Annotated in this window: 8 protein-coding genes; 6 read left to right on the plus strand and 2 right to left on the minus strand. The window is 61.0% G+C overall.

The genetic code is table 11. The annotated features are described in order from the left end of the window. Positions 1-148: 148 nt before the first annotated feature. The 3 genes from IEX61_RS11730 (at position 149) to IEX61_RS11740 (ending at position 1,930) form a co-directional block, all read left to right on the plus strand. The gene (locus IEX61_RS11730; protein WP_054671554.1) at positions 149-1,153 is read left to right on the plus strand and encodes an NAD(P)/FAD-dependent oxidoreductase; all 1,005 of its coding nucleotides are present in this window, start codon (positions 149-151) and stop codon (positions 1,151-1,153) included. 107 nt (positions 1,154-1,260) lie between these two features. Then, complete coding sequence (locus IEX61_RS11735) at positions 1,261-1,467, plus strand: hypothetical protein (protein WP_157057757.1); 207 nt, start codon at positions 1,261-1,263, stop codon at positions 1,465-1,467. 28 nt (positions 1,468-1,495) lie between these two features. Further along, the gene (locus IEX61_RS11740) at positions 1,496-1,930 is read left to right on the plus strand and encodes a hypothetical protein (RefSeq protein WP_054671544.1); all 435 of its coding nucleotides are present in this window, start codon (positions 1,496-1,498) and stop codon (positions 1,928-1,930) included. Positions 1,931-1,953: 23 nt separating this feature from the next. Here the strand turns inward: IEX61_RS11740 and erpA are convergent, their stop codons facing one another. Both erpA and IEX61_RS11750 read right to left on the minus strand, forming a co-directional pair. Beyond that, entirely contained in the window at positions 1,954-2,307 is a 354-nt protein-coding gene (gene erpA, locus IEX61_RS11745) for an iron-sulfur cluster insertion protein ErpA (protein WP_083463003.1), read from the minus strand. Positions 2,308-2,423: 116 nt separating this feature from the next. Further along, positions 2,424-2,651, minus strand: coding sequence for an aspartyl-phosphate phosphatase Spo0E family protein (locus IEX61_RS11750; RefSeq protein ID WP_229725867.1), 228 nt, complete (start codon positions 2,649-2,651; stop codon positions 2,424-2,426). Positions 2,652-2,942: 291 nt separating this feature from the next. Here IEX61_RS11750 and mqnE (IEX61_RS11755) point away from each other — a divergent pair, with 291 nt between their 5' ends. From mqnE (IEX61_RS11755) to mqnE (IEX61_RS11765), 3 genes are all read left to right on the plus strand, one after another. Beyond that, positions 2,943-4,049, plus strand: coding sequence for an aminofutalosine synthase MqnE (mqnE, locus tag IEX61_RS11755; protein ID WP_054671541.1), 1,107 nt, complete (start codon positions 2,943-2,945; stop codon positions 4,047-4,049). Between the two features lie 157 nt (positions 4,050-4,206). Beyond that, complete coding sequence (locus IEX61_RS11760; RefSeq protein ID WP_054671538.1) at positions 4,207-4,458, plus strand: hypothetical protein; 252 nt, start codon at positions 4,207-4,209, stop codon at positions 4,456-4,458. A gap of 78 nt (positions 4,459-4,536) precedes the next feature. Continuing rightward, positions 4,537-5,643, plus strand: a complete 1,107-nt coding sequence (gene mqnE, locus IEX61_RS11765) for an aminofutalosine synthase MqnE (protein WP_054671534.1) — start codon at positions 4,537-4,539, stop codon at positions 5,641-5,643. The last annotated feature ends 207 nt before the right edge of the window (positions 5,644-5,850 follow it).

Consider the following 5,850-nt stretch of genomic DNA (forward strand, 5'->3'; position numbering starts at 1 on the left):
CCTTGGCTCGCTGACCGCCTTTTTCCTTCTTGGCATCCACACTTTTTAGCGTAGAGCCGAGAAACGGCAATCCATTGTCGTTTTCTTCTCCTGCCAAGCAGGGTATAATGGACTCGAATGGGGCATCCTTGTGGAGGTGGAAAACCCGATGAGCCAAGCGCTGCGGCAAGACGACCGGCTGTACGACATCACGATCATCGGCGGTGGGCCGACGGGGCTCTTTGCGGCGTTCTATGCCGGCATGCGGCAGTGCTCCGTCAAAATTCTCGAAAGCATGCCGCAACTCGGCGGGCAGCTGTCGGCGCTGTATCCCGAGAAGTACATCTACGATGTGGCCGGCTTTCCGAAAATCAAGGCCCAAGACCTCGTCAACAACCTGATCGAGCAGGCGATGAAGTTTCAACCGACGGTCTGCCTGGAAGAAAAGGTTCTGGACGTCCGAAAGCAGGACGACGGGACCTTCGTGCTGACCACCGAAAAGGGCGTGCACCGGTCCAAGGCCGTCATCATCACCGCCGGCGCCGGTGCCTTCGAGCCGCGCCGCCTCGAGCTTCCGGAGGCCGAGAAATACGAGAAGACCAATCTGCATTACTTTGTCACCGACCTCAAGGCCTTTGCCGGCAAGCGCGTGCTCGTCTGCGGCGGCGGGGACTCGGCCGTCGATTGGGCGCTGATGCTCGAGCCGATCGCCGAACAGGTCACCCTCATCCACCGCCGCGACAAGTTCCGCGCCCACGAACACAGCGTGGAACAGCTCTTCGCCTCGCGCGTGACGGTCAAAACGCCCTACGAAATCCGCGCCCTCCACGGCGATGGGCGCATCGAGCAGGTGGTCATCTACCACAACAAGACCCAAGCCGAAGAGGTTCTCGACGTCGACGCCGTCATCGTCAGCTTCGGCTTTGTCTCCTCCCTCGGGCCGATTCAAAATTGGGGCCTCCAGCTTGAAAAAGGCGGCATCGTTGTCAATTCGCGCATGGAAACGAACATACCGGGCATCTATGCCGCCGGCGACATCGCCACCTATCCCGGGAAGGTAAAGCTGATCGCCGTGGGTTTTGGAGAAGCGCCAACAGCGGTCAACAACGCCAAGGCGTACATCGATCCCGACGCGCGCCTGCAGCCGGTCCACAGCACGAGCATGAAGTTCTGAGGTTTCACCGCACGCGCCTCACCCTCGTTCACCCTCGAACGGGGGCTTTTTTCTTGGCACAGGATGCGCCTCCTGCGGGCACACTACCCGTAGCGGAGGTGATCGTGGTGTTCAATAACCGCACCCGGACGGCCAACCTGCTGTATTTGCTCGCGCTCTTCGCGCTGGCGGGGTTTCTGTCAGCCGCCATCTGGCTGGGGACTCGCGGGCGCGCCGAAGACCCCGCTGCCCTGCTCATGGCCCTCGCCGCGTTCTTTCTCATCGGCAGCTACGCGCTGTACACCGCTTACCTCAGCAACCGCAACAGCGGCTAAGACGTCGCAGCCAAGGACGGAATGCCCGATGCGTTCACACCTGGATCGCTTTTGTCCCGTGTGCAACGGTCTGGAGCCCTTCGTCTGCCCCTGTCCCTGCTGCGGCCATGCCCTGGACGACCAAGGGCGGCTCTGGGATTGGGTTGGTCCCTACAGTCCGTATATGCCGATCGCCGAGCTGGCGGAACTGTACGCCGACAGGGACGGGTTTGGCGCCGGAGCCTGCCTTCACGTCGCCACGTGTCCGGCATGCGGAACGGTTCAGCGCGTGGCCATTGCCGAACTGCCCATGCCCGCACTGTCGGGGAAAGCCCCTGCGCCCCCCGCCCACGCGCGCGCTTTCCCTTCACGCGCCCGCGAGGAAGATCCCTTGCCCTTGTCCCCCTTCTCCCCTTCCGACGCCTTCACGCCGCCGAAGACGGAAAACCGGCCGGCGGCACAAAAAGAACTCCCGTTGTCCTGACCCAACGGGAGTTTTGCCCACGTTTAGCATTCGCTTGGCTGGCCGGCGTCATCCGCGGTGCGGAACGACGACCCGCACCCGCAGGTCCTCACCGCGTTCGGATTGTCAATGGTGAAGCCGCCGCCCATGAGCGTCTCTTTGTAATCGATCGTCACGCCGCGCAGATAGGGCTCGCTGAAGCGGTCGACAAGAATCTTGATCCCGTGCTGCTCGATCATCGTGTCGTCGTCCCGCTTTTCGTCGTCAAAACCCATGCCGTACGTAAATCCGCTGCAGCCCCCCGGTTTCACGCCGATGCGCAGATACAGGTTCGGATTCTCCTCTTGCGCCATCAGTTCCTTGATTTTGTGGCTGGCTTGCTCCGTGAGGGTGATCACGGCCGCTCCCTCCTTTCGCCGTCAGGCGCCTTTGTTTTCTTTGTTTTATAGTATAAGTATACCGCATTCCACGCTGCCGCAACGCCCGCGCATGCAAGGGAACGCCGCCTTTCCCCTTACGCGTAACACGCCACCGCTTCGCGAATCCGGAACCGATGCGCCTGCCACGCGCGCCGCGATTCCTCCGCTTGACACAGGCGCGTCCATTGGTTCAACAGCTGGTCAATCCGTTGACTCAGCGCCAACACACCGGGGTGGTCGAACCCGTGGCGCATGGCCAGGGCCACCATTTCGGAACGCAACGCCTCGATCTGAGCCAGAAGTTCCTGGTGAATCGCCCTCACCCCTATGCTGAGTTTTTTCTTTCACATTACGCCCGAGCCAAACCTTCCATGCCGTGACGGTTTCGACAGCGGTGCAAACCGGGACCCCAAGCGCCTTTCCGGCTCCTTCGCAAAGGCCGCCACCGTTCATTGTCAAACCACAAAGAATTTTGTAACACATTGTTTATCCGCTTGTCAATGGGGTACGACCCCTTCCCCTCTGTGTCCGGCAAAGATGGTATAATGGGAACGAATGGGGCAAAAACCGAACACCCCAGCGGCCGTTCACCATACCCGAGAAGGGGGAGCGCCATGCACGCGGCGGGAACCACCGATTCGCTTGCCGACATTCGCGCCAAAGTGGAACGCGGCGAGCGCCTGACCTTCGACGACGGCGTACGCCTGCTGAAGTCGCCCGACCTGCTGACCATCGGGCAGATGGCCGACCAGGTGCGCAGACGCCTTCACGGCGACAAAGTCTACTTTATCGTCAACGCCCACCTCAACTACACCAACGTCTGCTACCTCGACTGCAAGCTGTGCGCCTTCGGCGTCAAGCCCGGCCATCCGCGGGCGTACACGCTCTCGCTTGAAGAGATCGAGGAAAAGCTTAAACGCCTGGCCGGAAAAGGGTTTACGGAACTGCACATCGTCGGCGGCGTCAACCCCAAGTTGCCCTTTTCCTATTATGAAGAGATGATCCGCCTGGCCAAGCGATACCTCCCCGAGGCGCACGTGCAGGCCTTCACCGCCGTTGAGCTCGATTATCTGGCCCGCGTGTCGAAGATGCCCGTCGAAACGGTCATCCGGCGCCTGCGCGAGGCGGGCCTCGGCTCCATCCTCGGCGGCGGGGCGGAAATCTTTCACCCGGAAATCCGCGACATCATCGCCGGGCACAAAACCGACGCCGCGCGGTGGTTTGAAATCCACGAAATTTGCCACCGCTTGGGAATGAAATCGAACGCGTCCATCCTTTATGGCCATATCGAAAAGCCCGAACACGTGATCGACCACCTGATCCGCCTGCGGGAGCTGCAGGACAAGACGGGCGGTTTCCAGGCCTTCTTCCCCTTCGCCTTCCATCCCCAAAACACCAAGCTGGGCCAAGAGTTCGGCATCACCGGTGAGACGACCGGGTACTACGATTTGAAAATCCTCGCCGTGGCGCGGCTGATGCTCGACAACATCCCGCACATCCGCGCCTTCTGGATGATGATCGGCCTCAAGATGGCCCAGGTCTCCCTGAGCTTCGGCGTCGACGACCTCGACGGCACGGTGATGGAAGAGCAAATCGTCCATGCCGCCGGGGCCACAACGGCGCAAATGACACCGAAGGAAAGCTTTATCCGCATGATCAAGGAAGCCGGCCGCATCCCGGTGGAACGGGACACGCTGTATAACGAGCTGCGCGTGTACTGACCCCATCCTGCCCGCCATGCGCGGGCCTCTTTTGTTTTTGGGCACCCTGGGAATACGGTGAAGCAGGCCGGGCCCCCAATCTTGCACGGCAACGGAGAAAGGGGTAAGATCAATGACGCGCACGTGCCAGTCACCACGACACGGGAGGGAGCGAGAGATGGATCCGCGCATTCGCGTCGTGCCGCTCGAGGAACGCGATCCGGACGGGTACAACCTCTACCTCCACCTTACGTTGATGACCGCCCACGAGATGCAACTCCTGTTTGAGCAGGTGGAATCCCTTCCCTTGTTCGAGGGCGTGGAATGCCGCAAGGTGGCGCTCAATGAACGGCAGTTCGTGATCAAAGTGGACCTAAGCGACGAAGACCTGGAAACGGTGAAGGGGCGGCTTGCGGCAGCCGCATCCTAACCGCCGGCACGCCTCACCCCCTTTTCCCCTTCCATGTGTTATGATGGAAGCGGGAGACGGAGAGGGGGAATCGGAAGCATGGCAACCACAACAACGCCCATCGCCGATCCGCGCTTGGTCCCGATCGCGGAAAAGGTCGAACGCGGCGAGCGGCTGACCAAGGAAGACGGCCTGACCCTGTACGAATCGCCGGACCTGCTCACCATCGGGCGGCTCGCTGACATGGTGAACCGGCGCAAGAACGGCGACCGCGTCTACTTCATCGAGAACATGTACATCAACCCCACCAACGTGTGCGAGGCGCGCTGCCGGTTTTGCGGGTTCCGCCGCGATCCCGGCGCGGACGGCGCGTACACGATGTCGCCCGACGAGGTGCTGGCGTACGTCGCCCAGCGCTTCAATCCCAACATTCGCGAGTTCCACATCGTCGGCGGCCACAACCACACCGTCCCCTTTGACTACTACCTCGACGTGGTGCGCGCGCTGAAGCGCCACTACCCGCAGGTGACGATCAAGGCCTACACGGCGGCGGAAGTGGTCTTTTTCGCCAAATTGGCCGGCCTAACGGTGGAAGAGGTGCTCATCGAGCTGCGCAAGGCCGGCGTCGAGACGCTCCCCGGCGGCGGGGCCGAGATCTTGACCGAGCGCTACCGGCAAAAGATGGCTCCCGACAAGGCCAGCGTGGAAGAATGGCTGAACGTCCATCGCATTGCCCACCAGATGGGCATGAAGACCCACGCCACGATGCTATACGGCTCGATCGAAACGCTGGAAGAGCGGATCGAGCACATGCTGCGCATCCGCGAGCTGCAGGACGAAACGGGCGGCTTCCTCGTCTTTATTCCGCTCGCCTGCCAGCCGATGAAGCCCACCGCCTCAATCATGCGGCGCACATCGGCCTTCGACGACATCAAGACGATCGCCATCAGCCGCCTGATGCTGGACAACGTCGACCACATCAAGGCCTATTTCATCAACATCGGCACGCAGCTGACCCAGCTGGCCCTCACCTTCGGCGCCGACGACGTCCACGGCACCCTCGTCGAGGAGCGGATCAGCCATGCCGCCGGCGCGCTCACACAGACGGCGCTGACGCGCGAGGAGCTGATCTGGCTGATCAAGGGGGCCCACAAGACCCCGGTGGAGCGCGACACGTTCTACAACGTCGTGCGCGTGTACGCGTAAGCGACACGCATGCCGTGCGAAAAGGCGTGCGGGTAAAGTGGAAAAGGCCCTGTTCTCGCAAGAGGCGAGGACATGGGCCTTTTTTGGGATTTATCACATTCTAACTATTTTAGTGCTTGTTTATCGTTATTTCAATATATTTTAGGAACGAGCTTTTTTCGCTGTGCCTGTATCTCGGCCTGATCTGCATCAGGCCATCTTCAGTTT

The organism is Calditerricola satsumensis, assembly GCF_014646935.1.
Lineage (GTDB): Bacteria > Bacillota > Bacilli > Calditerricolales > Calditerricolaceae > Calditerricola > Calditerricola satsumensis.